The 17,845-nt window shown below is 40.9% G+C and carries 8 protein-coding genes; all 8 read right to left on the bottom strand.

Features of this window, described 5'->3' with window-relative positions; all coding sequences use genetic code 11:
- Positions 1-72: 72 nt before the first annotated feature.
- Positions 73-195, bottom strand: a complete 123-nt coding sequence (locus tag MHI52_RS27235) for a hypothetical protein (protein ID WP_256720228.1) — start codon at positions 193-195, stop codon at positions 73-75.
- A 423-nt stretch (positions 196-618) separates the two neighbouring features.
- Positions 619-1,902, bottom strand: a complete 1,284-nt coding sequence (gene ectB, locus MHI52_RS27240; RefSeq protein ID WP_017692123.1) for a diaminobutyrate--2-oxoglutarate transaminase — start codon at positions 1,900-1,902, stop codon at positions 619-621.
- A 1,526-nt stretch (positions 1,903-3,428) separates the two neighbouring features.
- On the bottom strand, positions 3,429-5,552 hold the full coding sequence (locus tag MHI52_RS27245; RefSeq protein WP_405157989.1) for a protein kinase domain-containing protein: 2,124 nt from the start codon (positions 5,550-5,552) through the stop codon (positions 3,429-3,431).
- Between the two features lie 82 nt (positions 5,553-5,634).
- Positions 5,635-9,660, bottom strand: a complete 4,026-nt coding sequence (locus MHI52_RS27250; RefSeq protein WP_405157990.1) for a TIGR02680 family protein — start codon at positions 9,658-9,660, stop codon at positions 5,635-5,637.
- Complete coding sequence (locus MHI52_RS27255; RefSeq protein WP_405157991.1) at positions 9,626-10,834, bottom strand: DUF2398 family protein; 1,209 nt, start codon at positions 10,832-10,834, stop codon at positions 9,626-9,628. Before MHI52_RS27255 ends, MHI52_RS27250 begins: the two co-directional genes overlap by 35 nt.
- Positions 10,827-12,329, bottom strand: coding sequence for a TIGR02677 family protein (locus MHI52_RS27260; RefSeq protein ID WP_405157992.1), 1,503 nt, complete (start codon positions 12,327-12,329; stop codon positions 10,827-10,829). Before MHI52_RS27260 ends, MHI52_RS27255 begins: the two co-directional genes overlap by 8 nt.
- 458 nt (positions 12,330-12,787) lie before the next feature.
- Positions 12,788-13,180: a helix-turn-helix domain-containing protein gene (locus tag MHI52_RS27265; protein ID WP_405157993.1), complete on the bottom strand. Its 393-nt coding sequence runs from the start codon at positions 13,178-13,180 to the stop codon at positions 12,788-12,790.
- A 539-nt stretch (positions 13,181-13,719) separates the two neighbouring features.
- Complete coding sequence (locus tag MHI52_RS27270; protein WP_405157994.1) at positions 13,720-17,454, bottom strand: NACHT domain-containing protein; 3,735 nt, start codon at positions 17,452-17,454, stop codon at positions 13,720-13,722.
- Positions 17,455-17,845 lie beyond the last annotated feature (391 nt).

Genomic DNA, 17,845 nt, shown 5'->3' on the forward strand with positions numbered 1-17,845 from the left:
TCGCATACGGCAATCCTCTGCCTAGCAGCTGTACCGCTTGGCTCCCATGCGTAGAGGACAACAAACATCGTTCTACGCAAGAGATGCGGCTGCTTCGGACTCCTCTGCTTCAATATGATTGCCGCGGACGAGCCACCCGAAGACGGGATTTGGTTTAACTTGGGGTTCGGAATTGGATTTGGGGATAGACGACAAGGGATGTTCCTCCTGTCGATGTAAGGCTTGCCGCAGGGTTCCGGCCGCCCAGCAGGAAGTCGATCGTACCTCCTGATTTGGTACCCGAGCTACCTTTGACGAAGCCTATGTTTAAGGGGTATTGATACACTCTATGTACGATTTGATTATTCCCCCACAGCCCTGGTGTGGATAAGTAAAGATTCGGCTGCGGGGTAGTGAGCTTTTCCTGACGATTAAATTTAACGAGGGTACTGCATGAGGCTCAAAGAATGCTCCGTATGGCACGAACGGGACTGCGCTTGGATTGCCGGAGAATTCCATGCTGATTGACGTTACCGCAGGTAGCATGAGGTGAAAGCGCTACCTTAACATCAAGTCCGCACGCCCTCCGGAAGGCACTTTCGTGCCTCTTGCCGGGGGCGACCATCGGCTTGGCCAAGCTTAGGTCGTTACTAGTAAATCCTTGGTCTCCTGAGAGATCACCTGCTGCATACTGGACTTGATAATGTCGCAGCCGGCGGCCAGATGCTCCATCGAGACGGTCAGCGGAGGCATGATCTTCAGTACACAGTCTCCTCTGCCGGCTCTTTCAATGATGAGCCCGTTCTCGAAGCTGATATCCGTCACCCGCTTCGCCCCGGCTTCATCCATGAACCCCGAGACGTCAATGCCCCAGATCAGGCCAAGTCCGCGGATGGCGATGGACGGATGCAGAGGCTTAATTTCTTGATCAAGGAACGAGCGCACATATTCTTCCTTCTGCTTCACCTGAGCTTCCAGTTCGGTTCTGTCCCGGAACTCGAGAGCAGCCTTCGCGGCCACAAAAGCCAGCTGGTTGCCGCGGAAGGTGCCGTTGTGCTCGCCCGGCGTCCAGATATCCAGTTCGGGCTTCAGCAGCAGGAGGGACATTGGCAGGCCGTACCCGCTGATCGACTTCGACAGGGTAATGAGATCCGGCTCGATCCCCGCACGTTCGAAGGAGAAGAATTCGCCTGTCCGGCCGCATCCTACTTGAATCTCGTCTGTAATGAGCAGAATATCGTGCCTGCGGCAAATCTGCTGCAACTCACGTAGCCACTGCGCGTCGACAACGTGAATTCCGCCTTCGGCTTGTACCGTTTCAAGCAGGATCGCGGCCGGCTTGTCGATTCCGGAGTGCGAATCAGTCAGGATATTCTCGATATAACCGAGCGTATCCATTTCTGCGAAAGCCCCGCTCGGGTGCGGCATGAACGTAACTCCGTCCAGAGGAAGCCCCGCCCCTTCTCTCATGGACTTGGAGCTTGTCGCCGACAGACTGCCGAGCGACATGCCGTGGAAGCCACCCATGAATGCGAATATTCCACTTCTCTTCTTCGCCTTGCGTGCGAGCTTCAGGGCCGCTTCCACCGCATTCGTCCCTGTTGGACCGCAGAATTGAAGCTTGTAATTCAGCTTCTTCGGCTCCAGGATCCGCTCGGAGAAGCTCTGGATGAATTCACGCTTGGCCATTGTATACATATCCAGACCGTGCATAATCCGGTCGGAGGTCAAGTAATCGAGAACCCGGTCTTTAATATAATCGTTGTTATGGCCGTAATTGAGTGCCCCGGCACCTGCAAAGAAATCAATATATGCTCTTCCGTCCTCAGAATATAAAAGATCTCCCTTGGCCCGGTCGAATACTACCGGAAAGCTTCTGCAGTAAGATCTTACGTTGGATTCCAGCTTTTCAAAAATGCTCACTCGCTTCATCCTCCATCGGAATTGGGATAAGGTTGGCTCTATCTTTCCGAACCTTCCTTTCTAAACCTTCTGACGTCATGGAGCAACATATTCTAGGCTGTCATTTTCCACAATTGTTGGTCCCCACATGCCGGCTTGTTGGTAAGCCAGTATACTGGTCTTTCGCACACAGCTTGGATGGGTATAAAAAACCCTACAATTCCATTTATTAGAATAATAGGGAATAAGACCTAGGTTGAATTATATCAAAATTTACAAGAATGTATAGTGAAATTTTTGTTAAATATAGTCATTATATTGTTAAATTTGGTTCATAAAACATTATGTGTTAACATTTTTCGTTAAAAATAGTGAATGGAGAAGAAACGTTGGGCATGATTTGACATCAATCAAGGAATTCGACGAGTGTTGACATTCAGTCATTTAACAGGTAAATTTGGTATATATTACCTTTAAATATTCTTTGTCGGTGTTCCGATTCCTTGCACTTTGTAATTTTTAACATGATTACCTGACCAATTTCTGAAAGCCTGGCTGGAAACTGGCCACAGCGTCCGCACGGATGGTAGCCGACATCGTTTTGTATCACGCCTTCTTCTCTACGCCTCTGTTAGAGTAAAGGGTAAATATATTCTGCTCCTCCTCGTCAAACCGTAGGTGAGGTTTTCCCTTATACGCTTTCCGATGTCCTTCACTCATTTACATGCAGATTACAATAGCGTTCTGAATCCAAGTTGAACGGACAATGATTTTACTTCGTGTAATAAGCTTCTTCATCGAGCGCATTGTTGCTTCTTGGCATACCATTTTGTGAGTTGCTGAAAGATGTACCCGTCACGTTCAGTCATCTTCCTTTACCATTCAAATGATCTTTTATGCCCGATCCGCATCCTTCTTGGGGATATATTTGCACTTACGAGTTGCGAAGGTTAATGATTTTCTTTAAGAAGTTGATTACATTCGTGCACGAAGAATATTTCAAATCTGAGAATTACAAAAGGATACTCTTCCTAAGATACTTTATAATCTGATGGATTTTCGTCCAATGAATGACCGCAATTTACAATGAAAAAACACAAATAAGGTGGTTCTAATATTTAGAACCACCCTCCTGAAACATCAAAAAAGTCCTGATGACTTAGAGTCATCAGGACCATTATTTTGTCCATACTTTATTAGTTTACTGAATCTATTGATCAACCCGTTATCCATGTCATTGGGCAATAGTTCGTGTAGTTCCATACTTTTGTTAATGGTTCTACACTTATTTATCATTATTGGACAATAAATGTTGGGTGATAAAAAAGTCATGAACTAATTTTATTGATTTTGTTGGAATTGCCACAGTACTTGATAAAAATGAAAAATAGAAAGTCTGGAACCTCCAGGAATTACCATGAAAAGAAAGTTGAAAACTTTTCTTCCAAATGAGTTTCACATTTTCTAACGCACGCTGTATAGAGATATCAGCAAAAAATACTATGTGCTTTGTGTATGTCGTCCCTGGTCGTTGAGTTCGCTCGTTTTCAGTAATCATTTAAAACGAAACGTATATCAGATGGATACAGAATATCCTTCAAAAGGCTGATTAATAAATCATGAGAATTTAGAAAATCCTTTTCAATTATATGTGCTATCTCTTGAGAAAGTTTATCCTGACCAGCCAAATTACTCATAACATCAACCAGTATGGCTTGGGCTGAAGGCACCTTCTTTTCTAATGCAACTACCAATATCAAGTTTAATGTAGCTATCTGCGCTACAAGACTTCGTGATGATATATAAATTACATTCAAATGCTCTGAAAGTTGACTCCATCCCCCTTCATCACAGTCTATCAATCCGATAATATTCATTTTTGCTATTTGTATAAATGGCACCATTATCGTTTCATGTTTTGCACATTCCATGAGAACGTCAATAGGTATCGATAAGAAAGATCTAACGAATTTCCCAACAGCTTCTTGCGACTCTTCAATCTTTACGGCAGACATATATTTTAATACTTGCTTTACATCAAAAGAAAAATCGTGGAATTCATAAGTCCGTAAACTATCAAATAAATATTCACTTTGATCCAAACTTTTGTTAAAATCATCCATTAACTCTTGAACTGTTTGATACCTTTTAGAACGCTCCTCTTCCATTGCCTTTCCAACAATAGGTTGATATTTAGTAAGCGATCTAAATCCTCGCTCGCGTGATTCTCCACTAAACATGAAATACAGTATGGCACCTAGCGAATAAATATCAGAAAGAAAATCCGCATTTTTCAAACTTTCCTTTTGCTCTGGAGCAGTAAACGCATCTCTTCCATATGCTACGTTAGAATGTCTAGTAATTGAAGAAAGTGATTGGTCATCTTTCGCCAGACCAAAATCAGCAATCTTCGCCACTATAGTCCCGTCACTGCTAGAAAATATCAAAATATTATGCGGGGCTAGATCCCTATGATTTATTTTAAAATTATTATGTAGATAAGAAACGCCGCAAAGTACATCTTTAAATATGCGTATTTTTATTTCCTCCGGCACAACAGGGTTTAATTCTAACCACTTCTCTAAGGAAGTTTCCGCTAATGGCATTGTAAATAGAAAGGGCTCTTTATCGAGTTTTATTTTATCAACTTCTATAATATTAACATGAGATATCTTTTCTCGTAAAAGTCTGACCTCTCTTTTAAAGCGCAGTAAGTAGTCCTCCCCTTCCTTTCCATATTCTTGAATGAACACTGACTTCTCCAAGAGTACTTTACATGCCATTTCTTTCTTTTTAATCAAATCAAAAACTCTGTATACTTCAGCAAACCCTCCGAACCCAATTTTCTTCAATGGAATTAGATGATTTTTTTGTACTTCTCCATTTTTGTCTTCTAACGTCCACAAACGACGAGCTAATCTATTGGACTGCGGGCAGAATAAAATACGATACCCCTGTAAGATATGTGTAATCTGCTCTTTATCAGGTTTTAAAATAATGTCTTTACCCTTATCCAAGTGATTTAAAACTTGTAATGCAAACAGCATCATCTTACCACCATCGGAATTAGGAGATAGAGCATAAAAATCATCTGTAAGATTATGAGAAAATAAAGGTAAAAAGATATCGTTACCTAAAGGTAAATTGTCATAAATTTCTTTTGCTAGGTTAAGTAATTGTCTAAGTGAATTGGGCTTGTTCTTATACATCAAATGAATAAATGGTGCGTTTTGATAGCTTGATATGAATGAAACAAACCTATAGAAGGGGTCTTCTTTTTTAGTGAGATTCAAAAAACTTTGAAAAAACAGCTCTTTCTTTTTTTCAAAGTTTTGTTTATCTTCACTTTTGGACGTTAAGTTGCCCAAAAAGTATAATTGTAGAAGATCGTTCAAATCCAGACCTTCAAATGAATCCTTGTATTTTGTTTTCATAATAGCTTTCTCAAACTTTGCTGCAGTAATCGGGATTGGCTTGCCGTCTCTGTATATCTCACCAAAAAATTCTTCTAACGTTTGCAGATGGTATAGTGATAGATCGCTAAGGACAACTTTGGTTCCCTTGACAATTTTCCCACGACTCCGGTATTTTTCCTTGAAAAGTGTAAGTATATCCCTAAATTCTTTCTCATTTCGAAAAATCTGAACCAGTTCCTCTAATGAAGATTCCATAAATACACTTCCTTGATAGCTCTATTGCTATAGATTCAACAGCGTTTTTAACTCTAGCCTTCGAAACAAAATTCCATTTTGTTCACTCTACTTCCACTTGTCTCTTCCCGTTCCAATGATAACGACGGAAACCCATATGTGGAGAAGATGGTTGCCGCAAAATTGTGACGATCGAAAGTGATTTTACACTCCGATAGCAGCCCCACAAATCATACGAATTCATAATGTATTCAAAATCAAAGTCTTGAATCATGTTGAACATTTTCTCTTTATTTTTGGAATCGACTCCCGCAAATGCCTCATCGAGCGTGATTAACCTTGGTGCTGTATTTGATGCACTCATAAGGATTGCGTCGATTGCCGCAAGCAGTGGCATATATAAAATAATCGCTTTTTGACCATTGCTGTATCTCCCAAAATTGCGGTTTCCGACTGCTTCTAATCCCGCACCTTTATCAACTTTCGTTTCAAATACAAACCATTTCCGGTAATCTAGAACCTCTTTGTAGGCTTCCAGTCTGGTCATTCTAAAATCTTTTTTTGTTCGTTGTTGTACGGCTTCGATGCGCGCACGGAAATGAGTTGCAACTTTTTCAAGATCGGAAGGATCGATAAATCTACTGTTACGACTTAACAATTCCACAAGTTGTTTTGTCTTTAATGTATCATCTTCTACAGCATCTTTCGCATTCCAGTCCAAATGAATCCGAAGTCCCTCGAACTCGTGGAACCTTTTGTTTATATCATTAACCCATTGTCCAGCTTCATAAATTCGAACCTGGATTGTACGTCCGATCTCATTAATGATAATATCTGTAAACAATTCTTTTTCTTTATCCCCAATATTTTGTTTTAACTTAAGTTCAATATCAGATAATTCCTGAAGCAACTCCAGCGGTGAACATGGAACCGCGCTATTACTCTGCAAACTCAGTGTAAAATATGAAGTTAGTCGATTTAGCGCGTCTACATTGGTTCTTCCGATTTTCTCTTTCACTTCACTTTCCGCGTTCCAGGGTTGTTCTTGTTGGCGACGTAGACGGTAGTCTTCAAGATCTTCTCGCACCTCTTTTTCCACATCTAAAAGGCAAACAAGAGTATCTTCACGTCTGAGCGCCTCTGTACGGTCCTGACCTAATATTTGATTAGCCGTGTAAGCAGAAAAGGGACTATTTATGGTTTGGAGCTTACGAAATTCTTTATACCACACGCTCTCCCTTTCCGAGGCTTGTAAAACAGCTAGTTTAAGTTTTTCAATTTCTTCTTTTCTCTGATCTATTTGGGACAGGAGCAGGCTCAATACCTTTTCTGCTTGCCGCTTACTATCTTCAGCATCGATAAGCTGCTGGTTCGCTTTCTCGATTTGTTTAAACACATCAGAGTTTGAATCCATAGCTTCTTGCATGTGCTGAATGGTCTTCTCAAACTTCGAATATTCGTACATTATTTCATCATATTCCTCTTGATAATTCTCTACAATGGAATTCAAAGAATACAGATGTCTTCTGGATTGGCCAACCCTCTTCTCCACTTCCATTCGTTTTTGAACAAACGTGCCTAATACCATAATTTCCTCTTTATATTTCTCGCATTGTTCGAGGGTATGGCTGCAAATGTCCAGTCGAAGTGGGATATCCATATCTCCAATTAAACGCATAACCTGATTTCGAACATTAAGGGTTTCTTGTCGAATTGACTCATAATGCGTATATGCTTCGTCTTTTTCCGACTCCCGACGTTTAGCATCTCGTTTTTCTGCATCATGCTCCCGATAAACGTCCTTAATTTCTTGAGTGGAAGGGAGCTGCATCCATGTTCGGTGTAGTTCATCGATCTCGGTCTGTGCCGCTCGTAGTTCGTGGTTTTGATTCGACAAATGCTGCTTTAATTCATCTAGTTGCCCTCGAAGAGCAAGCAGCATCCGTTGACGAGCCTCTTCTCGAGCCCGAAGACCGACATACGTCTCACTGCATCCAGGCGCAGTTCCTTCTAGGAATCCGCTACGGAAAACGCCATCCTCGCCGATGTACCCTTCTTGATTTTCTTCAATTGAAATTCCCTGCAGAACACGCTCAATAGTTTTTGCATCGATTCTATCACTAGGAACAGGCTCCATCAGATCGCCTAGATGCTTGTTTTTTGGCGTTAGTGTGCGAAGTACAACCGCTTGACCACTCGCCTTTGCCTCATATTCCTCAGGTACAATGACTGCTTGGAGCAGTCCGGAACGTTGAATGATGGACTCGACACTTTTTCGGATATGATTTGATACGGTTTCCTTGAACTCAACAGCTTCGAAAAAACGGATATACGGGATTTGAAGCTCATCAAGGCAACTCCATTGTAGTCTCTCCTCGTTCTGCTCAGGAGGTTCCACAAACGGTGCTGACACAACCTTCTCATATTCATCTTGAACTTTTTTGATTTCACTGGTTAACCGCTGAATATGGTACTCGGCTTCCTTTTTTTGAAATTTAAATGGTTTTTCCCTGCACTCTAAAATATCTTGCTGCCAAGAATGAAACTTTTCCTCGTCTTCACTATGTTCATATAAATCCTCTACCCCCCCCTGCAATGCTTCCCATTCTCGTGTTTCAATTGATATGTGGTAATCAGTTGACCAACTTTCGATGCGTTCAAACAACTCGACTCTGCACTTCTGAAGCCGCTTGTACAATGAGTCAATTTTTACAATCGAAGCCTTGTATGCCTCAAGTTTGTTTTCAAACTCGTTTTGTTTTTGTATAGTTTCAGATTCCCTTTCTTTATATATATGTAATTTTTTTTCAATTTCTTTCAATCTTGTAATATGACGATCAATTTCTTCTTTCCATGACGCAATTAAACTAATCTGATCTACCGTCATTGAGAATTGACTAACAAACCGATCGTGATAGTCAAACTTGATCGACGTTTCATACTCTTTCAAGTAATCGAGAATTCCTTGGACCTCATCCCTGACTTGCAGTTCATCCTGAACTCCCTCATCGACGGCTTGTTCATTCTTGTGAACATCCGCCCTAGAATTGCGAAGTTGGGTTCCCTTTTGGCCTAACTTTTCTTTGACTTGACCAAACTGACTTTCCATTTCCCGCTTCTTTTTTTCAGCTTCGAAGACATCCTGATGAGCTTCTTTAAGCGCATTAACAGTTAATCCAAGTGCTGTAATTTGTTGCTCTGATTCTTCGATTCTCTTTTTCGTATCTGATTGTGTTTGAGTCATCTCTTGCAAGTCATTTTCTCTTATAGTAAGGCGACTTTGCTCATCTTTGAGCATTTGAGAGGCACGAGAAACATGCTCGGCAAACTCGAAGAACAGAGCAAATTGGTAAGTCTCATAAGCTGCGCTCAGCTTTTTCAATGCTTCTACTTCAGATGTTGTTTTAGTTAAGAGTTCATCTTGCTCAGTAATTTTTGTTACAATATTCGTTAGCGACTCCAAATCGTTTTCAGGTAACTCTGGGAGCGCGTCGGTCAAACTTGTATTAATAATGCTAGGCCCAACATCTTTGCTAATTTTCGGCGGCCGCAGTTCAATTAATAGCTTGATATACATGTGGAAGGTATGAATATTTTGAAAACCGAACAACAGCCGATTGACCTCTTTCGCGTATTTGTCTTTATTTTCTGTAATGAATGCTCCTTTGAAACGATCACAAAAATCACGATAATCAAGCGGAACCTTCCCCTCCCTTGTTTGGTCGTATAGTAACAAGTCTTTCCCGATCTGCTTTCCATTTGTCAAAATAAAATACCAGGTCGTTAAATCTCTTGACTTGCGCACACCAGAAAGGCCCATACCAATGGTTATAAGCTGCTCTTCCTTACGAAATTCCATGTAAAGATATCCATTTCCATCATTCTTTTGATTGACCGCTTCTTCACCAAGATGAAGATCAATCAACAAACGATCAGTGCGCTTTTGAGGATCAAGGCGGGAAGGGTTGTAATTCCCATCAAGGAGCAAGGGCAGCATCAAAGTCGAGGCTATTGTCTTCCCGCTAGCATTATCACCGCGAATAAACAGTTTTCCGTCCGATAATTCAATTTCAGTATCGGCATGATACCAAACATTAAAATAACCAATTCTGGTCGGTTTCCAGCGCATGCTTAACTTCCTCCTTTGGCGATACTTCTTCTTCGACAATTTCACCTGCCACACGGCCTAATGCATCACTAAAAATCCATTCATTGTTTACTACCTTCAACAGACCCAGTTGCTTCATATAGTCGGCAACCTCTTCCCATAGCGCTCGATCAGACAAACTGGACTTCGCTAAATGATCCTGATTCGCTCTACGGACCGAAACAAAAAGATTGAAAGCATCTTTGGAATGAAGCACAACATAGCCTCGGTGATTCAACCAATTTTCGCCTTGATCAAGCAGATCACGTAAATGAGTCCCTATCGCAGTGACGAGATGTGAATGTGTGTTATATGCGGGATAAACACTCTTCCCTTCTCTAGGTTTGTCATGGACTAGAATCCAGGTGGAGGCATACCGCTCTAGAAATACCCCTTGAAATACTTCCTCCAGCTTTTGCTGCATACGGAGGCCATGTCTTTCCACATAAATCACTTCATCTTGGGATAATTCGGATAAAAACAGGCAACCCTTTGCAAATAAACGTCTCCAAATTTGCTGTTCACACATCATGCCTTCTTCAATTTCTTCATGATGAAGCGCCTCTCTAAGAAGGATCATGTTGCCGAATTCGGAAAACGGCACACGAGTCTGACGAATCGCGTGCCTAAGCCCATTGGAGACTTGCATAAGTAAATCATAATCTTCACTGTCTCGAAAGTGGTCAATGGTTCGGTCGAACATGAGAAGAAGCCGCTCTTGTTCCAACGTTTTAATTACGCGAATTAGACTTGTACGTATCCCATGATCGGACCACGAAATGGCATCTGGCCCACCAGGATAGTACGCTTTTATGTTTTCAAGCAACTCACGCAGTACAAATTGTTGATCCTCGCTCTTCTCTTCCATGAACGCTAATACACATGCATATAAAACAAAATCCACTTTGTATTTCAATGAGTGCGTAGGGTTAGGGTCGAGCACTCCCCGTTCGGGGCGTTTAATCAAACGAACATAGCCTTCTCCCATATAGATAGGGTAATGGAACCAGTCTCGAAAAACAGCTTTTAGTTTTTGCTCATAACTTCGAATGCGATAGTATAATTCAGGCTTATGTTCGCTATAGACCCACTCTTCGGACCAGAGCAAAAAGACCAGGGTTTGAATCTCTTCAGTTAGGGCTTCAGCGTTACTCACCTGCAACACCATCCTCAAACACTATTTCAATGTCATCCATGGTAAGTTCTCCATCTGTACACTTCATTTTAATGCGGTTTTCAGTAGCGACAAATGTACGAAATTCACGACCATCAGGCAAATAAGCAATATCATGATTGCGTAAGCCTTCGGTTTCCATGTACAACAAAGTTTCCCTTAACGCAGGGCTGATTTCATCCAAGTCTCGAATTCGAATTCGCCCATTCACAGAGATCGCTTCCATTTCTCTTCGCAATCGTTCTTCTTGCTCTTTATGTTCCATTTCAATTCGTTGGCGCTCGAGTGGGTCTTCAAGCAGAATCGATTTAACTCGCTTAACAAAATCTCTCTTTTTACGGGGAATTAGTTCGATCTGCTCCGCAGGCAATTCCCATACAGTCTTGGCTTCACTATCTGACGTCTGTATGTCGGTGATAATCATTTGTGAAGCGGGACCAATTCCCTTTACATAGCCAAACAATTCTTTACATTCTTCATCATCATTGGCCTTAAAAAATAGCGTCGCAAGATGTAAGTAATCATGCTTTCGGTTGGTGTAATGGAAAAGCCGATCACTCACTTGTCTAGATAGACGAAGGATTTTGCTTATTGCGCTTTTAGTTTGCTCCATCAAATAGTAGTACCCGCCCTCTTGGGAACTTTCATTGGCAAACCAATTAAACATCGATTTCCACTGCTTTTTGTGCAACTCCATGCGCTCTTCTTGATTTGTGTCTACTAAGGTAGGAAGTTGAATCCGATTGATCTCGTAATCTACGATTAAGTAAATGACAGCTTCAATGTAATCATTAGAAATGGACATCAGCTTTTCTAGGATGCGGACTTGCTGTTTTTGAATATCACGAACGAATTCGTCCAGGTAGCTAACAAATTTATTCTTATGCTCGAGGAACTGATCTGAAAGATAAGCCGCTTCCATGTCATTGCTGTTCACATGTGAGAGGTAATCCGACGTATCAATGCGCAATCGATCGTGTCGTCCCATGATTTCGTTCCAAAGGTTGTATAATTCGGATGGTTCTTTTGTCGTTGCACTTTTGAATCGATCGAGTTCTTCGATAATACGGGCTGCTAGATTCTTCTCTAGCGACCCCCTTACTCGATTTGCCCGTCGCTCCATCGTTGCGATCATTTCTTCAACATCTATAAGTGCGTCGGTGGCTCGAATCAAGTGTTTTTTTCGCTTGAAATCTTCATACGCCACATATTTTACATTTTCTTGTTGAGATATCTCGATATTCCCCCACTCTTTCATCGCACCAAGGTCCATCTCCAAATCCTCGATTGAATAATAGGGGAACCGTTCAACAAATTCATCCATTTGCCTTAAAGCGGTGTAAATATCTTCTGTTGTGAGCATGCTCCTAAACGTACGATGATGTTCATACAAAACGCGGGCAATAGGCCGATAGCGATCAGTCCGTTGGTTTGCAACCAAATAAGTGAATTGTTCCAATCTATTAAAAAGACTCATATGATTCTCCTTTAAAGATTTACCTATTCTATTGTTACACACTATTTCCACTTTAAGAATGAAAGATGTCTCGTAGGCATTCGAATCACTGATTGATTAAGAAGTAACTGCCACCGAATTGTTCTCTCTCATCGGCTTAACTCCGGCTCCAGTTCATACCATATCATTCTCGGTTGTCTATCAAATAATCGTTATTCTTTATTGCATTGACCATCATCTGATTTAAATTAAATTCACTGTTTTATCATAAAGCTCCAAATTTATTAGAGCTAGCTTCAACTCCGCTGCTATCAGAACGCAAGGCTTGACCAGGTCATGAACCCATTTCTCATGTTCAACTCCAATTCAGCTGTAGCTTTTAAAAGCGGTTGATCTTCGATTATCCACTGACACAAACCTTCTTTCAAAGTATCCTCGCTTAATTATAGAACAAACATTCGTTTCTCGTTACCCAAAACTTAGCATAATCCTTCTTTCAATCCACTGAAATTCTTTCTCATCATATATGGCTTATTGTCTGTTTCGTAAATTTTAAAAGTACCTAACACTAGATCCTTATATTCGTATTTGGAATAATCAAACTGTATTTCGGGTTCGATATTATTTAAGACCAACTGCATATAATTAGATGAGTCTATAAACTCTTTTGGATCAATTCCTTTTATCTCCTTGCCTTCTGGTCGATCCTTGACTCCAATAATAATGAATTTATCTCCATTATGCCGAGAATTGGCCATTGCCATTATATCCATGAGTAAATCCATACTTTTGTCTTTATGGTATTGCCTCTCTTTAAAGTCCAAGAATTCGCATTCATAACCTAACTCAATTAACTCAACAATCTTATCCATAGACACCTCACTGTACCTCTATGTACAACGAACTATATGTTTGCATCTTTACTGTAAAAATTCGACATCATGCAAGAAAATCCTACTTTATTCACAAAAATTCTCATATAATACGCACTATAAAGTTATTGAGAAATTGAAAATTGTTTGCTAATGTACTTATTCCTCTTCTCATTCACTAAGTAGTTAATAAATAATTCTCGCTATTGTTCTCCCTGAAGAAAGAAATGTTCTACAGCTTTCTGGAATGTTCATTTCGATACTTACTTTACAACTCAATAAGACGTACAATGTATTTTAAAAATTCAAAAAAGGAGCCCAACTTAATATCTCGGACTCCTTATTTAAATATGTTGAAATTTTTAATATACATCTGGCTACAACTTCTGTCATTAACCACCCTTTCCCGTCGAATTCATTAAATTAACTATACAAGTGATGAATATAGAAAACGAATGGATGGAACCACTATTTTTATTACCCTCAAGAAAGTAGGAATTTGAATATGAATTCAAATCCATATTGTATGTCTCACCGATTCAACTTCTAATCGTGGCATCAAAGACATACGAACTGACATGCTTGCCAAATGCAACAGACAAATCCTCAGCCTGCTGACTAAAGAACTGCTTGGCGTCGTTGATTTGCATAGCTGGAGTCTTCTTGAGTCGGGTATCAGTAGGGTCCTTCCATCCATCACATAGGAACCACCCTATCAAGTACATGCCGTAGTCACAATGTTGGTTCTCCATGTAACGGCTGACTAATTGTTTCTCCATTGCAGTCTTCAGTGAGTCATTCCAGCAACCTTTTACTTCTATTATCAGTGAGATCGTTTCTTTTTGGGTCGTACACAAATCTACTTTAATATCGATCCTCTCTCCCCTTCTCCCTCCTGCGTAATCATATCGACTTTGTTCCACTTCCCGATTGACGATGACTCCATATTCGAGCAGCTGTTCTGCTAATCGCGTTTTGATTAGATCGGAAAATTCATTTTCCGTTTTTGGAACTTGCCTGTCGTCAATTTTATTCCACATCGTAAAGATGAGCGGATTATGAGAGTGAAGCATTTTCTCGTAGTCCTCCAAAATGTCTTTGACGACTTCAATCAGCTGCTTCCCATTAATTATCGGCATTCTCTTTTTCCCGTGAACCGTCTTTATAATTGATTCAGGCAGCGGAGGATTCCACGATTTTTTCAAGTAGTCATTGCGTATGAATGACCACACTGATTGTACATGTTCCGAATGCGGTAGCTTTATGCTAAGAAATTTGATTTGTCGATAGGACTCCTCCGTGTTACGCTGCTTCAACTCACGAATTAACAGTGCCTTTAAATTATTAAATGTATAGGAGTAATCAATTTCGTTAACGTTTAGCCATTCAAACAGCTCGGCAATTGCTTCGGATGACCACTTGTCCTGAAAGGAATAGTTTCGGAATGTTGCTAAATAACGTTCGATGATGCTTTTGCCGTATTCCTTATCTTCTTGCATGATTGGCCTCAGTAGTGCCCAACCTGCGTCTTCCGAGAAATCCATCATAATTGCCAGTGCCTCTGATGCACGTTCTCTTACTTGTACGTTGGAAGGGTTCCGTCCTTTGTCCACAAGTGACTCCACGATTTGCTTTATCGTAGGATGACGCTGCTCAAGTAAGATGCTGATGATAAGCCCGAAAGCTTCTAGATCGATCGTTTCGTCCTGCATTAGTGTTAGCAACCGCGAAGCAGTATCCTCGTCCCAACAGTTCACGAGTTGACTAGTTACTGTATATCGAGCTCCCCATCCCCAAGATAACTGGCGTACGTAACGAAAAATACCATTTAACGTCTCCACCCTATGGAGACAATGAAACAGCTTGAGGATCTCCATTCCATCCACATATTGACTGATTCGTGGGTTGGTAACGGCATCTAAGGATCGATGCACAGCTTCTGGAGGCAGCTTTTCAAAAAACATCCTTTCATTCATAAAAACAAGCTGAATGGCGTCAAGCATGTTCATTATGTACCCGTATCGATCGGAGTTTTCTATACTTGCAGAAGGAGTGATAATGAACTGCTTCGCTGCTAGCAGTATACGCGCCCTCAAATCCTCATCGGCTTGTTTCCAACCTAAGAAATGCGAGAAATCACTTGGATCATAGCTGAATAACTTACTCCAATCACGAGGATTTAATTGTTTTATTAATGAGCCCCAGGCACTGGTTTGTCCACTTTCCATCCGCTCTAATAGTTCCAGTGCTGCCTCTTGCTGAAAAACTGGCGGGGTAGGCGACCATTTTGATGGTTTTTTAGTGAACTGTTCCTTTTCAGGCTTACTCGCGCACTTTAGGAAATTGTTTTCTTTTAACCTGTCCTCTAGCCTCACAATAAGTTTCTTCAACTTTTCTTCACTTTCATCAAGTTTACTTAGCAATACTTTGTACACTTCCAAATAGACAGAGGATGAATTTTTCCGATTCACATATTCGGGTGAATCAAGTATCGTATCACTAAGAATTACTAGTTGTTCCGAGCATAATGATTGGACAATTGAACGAATATGCTCAGAAACAGTGTCTTCTCGAACGTATAAATCGAGCATGTATTCCAACAATTCCATTAATGTCAGATGATTCGGGTACAATCTTTTTAACAGGGGAAAGCACATATGATCGTACCGATAGGTATAGTTATCAAGAAAAAACTTCATCGGCCGCAACTGCTCATCTGGACATAATTTATACAGGACGGGGAATACATCGTCTAGCAAGTCTCCATCCCAGTCGTGGAAACAATCAAGTATCGTACTTATCGTCTCGGTCATATCGCTGTAATAGACAAAATTCAGAGCACATCTTTTAGCCAAATCCGAACTTGCCGGATCGCTAAGACAATGGTTTACGATATCTATGATTTCTGGAATCCTAAGCTCTTTAATGAGATCACTATCCCAATAATGCCTGGAGTAATCCGGATCCGACTTGTTGAACACCGACAAAACGAATTTTTTCTTTGTATCAACTGTTAACTGAAACCGATCGAAAAGAAACAGAAGATCCGGCTGTTTGTCAACAAGTTCATTCAGAAAAGACTCATTAAATTCACCGAGCCAGGCGGCTGTTTGATGAAGTTGAGGAACGAATTGGCCTTCAAAATCGCCGGGGTGCATAAAAAAATGTAGTAGTTGCTTTGTCTTCACTCCACTAGCATTCAAATAATAGGCGGCTAAAAACTCTTCATACGATTTATGAGCCCACGTCAACTGCTCGGGTCCGTTATCGACGAATAGCCCTGTAGTCAGTACTTCATTCCAATCGGATTCAGTAATCACTCTCGTGTCATATTCGCTCTGTACGTCCCGCAATTGGATGGTGCTGATCCCGTGCGCTCCTCCTTCCAAGCCAGTGTGAATGATATGTCGGTTCGTCAACATACAAACCGCTGCCAGCTTCGCTGCGTAATCCAGTTTTTGCGCCACGGATAGACGCCCAGCAATAAACCTCTTTGCTCTTCGATCCGGGTTTACTTCCTCGCAAAGCTTATAACAACCTCGATCGTATAGCTCCTTCTTGACTATCGGCTGATCGTTCCAGGTATTCAGAAGCATGTGCAACGTAACCGGTCGGCTCGCTAACGCTTCAATTCGATGCTTTTTCACTTGAGAAACAAATGTTTGAGACGCATGCTCGTGATTAATGCTAGCTTCCTTCACGTCTTTCTCCCTAAGCGGCGCAAGTCTATAAAAATGGACGTTGCCTTTTGAGAACTTACACTCCAAATCATATTCCAAGCCACTCGGAAACGCCCCAGTTCTGCAAGCGATTCGGAGGTATAGTCTGGAAACGTCCAGTTGTTCCAACATGTCTTCCAACAAATTGCATAGAACTTGTAGTTGCATGAACCCTTCATCAAAGCTGTCAAACACCAAATATAATTTACTGTTCTGCTCTTGCTGCCAATCCGCATACTTTTCGTTGTTCATGATGCTGTTGTTTAAGAATTGGTCGGTAGTAATCTTTTTTAGATCTACGAAAATTACGTATGAATTTGTATTTTCTAACTGATCTTTCATTTCAGCGAAAACGGTGCTTTTACCGCTGCCCGGCTCACCCAGCAAAATTAGACATTGCTGGTCCTGCAGTTCCGATAACGTCACCAGTTCAGGATGTTGCTGTGCCGTAAAGCTCTCATCTGGGTCAACTAGAAAACCGTCATGCAAAAAAGAGCTGGGATCTTTTCCTCTTGGATAACAATAACGGGTCCAATTATATTGAGTCGTGCTCATAGTAGCTCCTTTTTCATATCCATATTCTCAATCATCATGCTGAGTTTGTATTTCGACAAAAAAATGCTATCTACCTTCAAAAGACAACAAAAAGAAAACCTTGTTCCGCAAGGTTTTCTTTTTGTTTAGTATGGTGAATCAAAAAGGAGCAAATGTGAGTGTATCTATAAGACTAATCCAAGTATTGAATCGAAATTGAAATCAATGAAAGACATCGCTTATAAAAATAATCATGTGACGAATTCTAAAAGTTATTCATGACTTTAGTAATTTCGTAATATTCATTCTCAAATAGATCCTTATAATGATCTTTTTGACTACTCATATCTCTAATGATCTTATTTACCAGATGACTTATCGTCATCAGGACCAATATTTTTGTTTTGACATT

This window comes from Paenibacillus sp. FSL H8-0283 (genome assembly GCF_045040675.1).
Classification (GTDB): domain Bacteria; phylum Bacillota; class Bacilli; order Paenibacillales; family Paenibacillaceae; genus Paenibacillus; species Paenibacillus amylolyticus.

Excerpts from the sequence above, each read along its gene's own strand:
- MHI52_RS27245 (WP_405157989.1), bottom strand. The coding sequence starts at position 5,552 with ATGGAATCTTCATTAGAGGAACTGGTTCAGATTTTTCGAAATGAGAAA.
- MHI52_RS27270 (WP_405157994.1), bottom strand. The coding sequence starts at position 17,454 with ATGAGCACGACTCAATATAATTGGACCCGTTATTGTTATCCAAGAGGA.
- MHI52_RS27265 (WP_405157993.1), bottom strand. The coding sequence starts at position 13,180 with ATGGATAAGATTGTTGAGTTAATTGAGTTAGGTTATGAATGCGAATTC.
- MHI52_RS27260 (WP_405157992.1), bottom strand. The coding sequence starts at position 12,329 with ATGAGTCTTTTTAATAGATTGGAACAATTCACTTATTTGGTTGCAAAC.
- MHI52_RS27250 (WP_405157990.1), bottom strand. The coding sequence starts at position 9,660 with ATGCGCTGGAAACCGACCAGAATTGGTTATTTTAATGTTTGGTATCAT.